Annotated in this window: 1 pseudogene; it reads right to left on the reverse strand. The window is 62.0% G+C overall.

Annotated elements, in window-relative coordinates:
- Window positions 1–652: pseudogene (locus ACS8YF_RS19795) on the reverse strand (RHS element protein); the annotation flags it as partial.

The raw sequence follows: 652 nt of genomic DNA on the forward strand, positions 1-652 counted from the left end.
CGGTGGCCTTCGCTCAGGTGGCTGATGTCTGTCAGCCAGCCGTGGCCATCATACTGCCACTGCTCTGCCGGTTCGCCGTTCACCGTGCGGTGCGTGATGCGGTCCGACGCATCGTAGTACCAGAGGATGACAAGTCCCTCATCCTCACTCTGCGTGAGTTTTCCGGCCAGGTCATAATGATAACGTTGCATCCGCCCGTCAAAGCCGCCCTGCTGTACCAGCCGGTCCAGCGCATCGTAACTGAAGACGCTGTGGCTGCCGTTCTCGTTGGTCAGGCTGATGACACGTCCGGCAGCATCGTACTCCATACTGCGCGTCAGCCCGCCCTGCGTGGTGCTGACCGCCTTTCCCCACGCATCGTACTGTGTCTCGCTCCGGTTGCCGTCCGGGGTAATGACGGCAGTCAGGTCGCCTGCGGCGTTGTATTCATACCGCGTTTCACGGCCCTGTGCGTCTTTCACCGAGGTTAACCGGCCACGGTTGTCATAGTGGCGGTAAAGGCAGATACCTCCCTCGCGGTGAACCGCCGCCATCTGGCCGAAGCGGTCGTATTCATAGCGGGTCTGGTAGCCCGAGCAGTCAGTGAACGCCAGCAACTGCCCGTAGCGGCTCCACGTCATCTGCCGGGTGCTGCCCGTCGCATCCGTTGTCG

The organism is Salinisphaera sp. SWV1 (genome assembly GCF_052044155.1).
Classification (GTDB): domain Bacteria; phylum Pseudomonadota; class Gammaproteobacteria; order Nevskiales; family Salinisphaeraceae; genus Salinisphaera.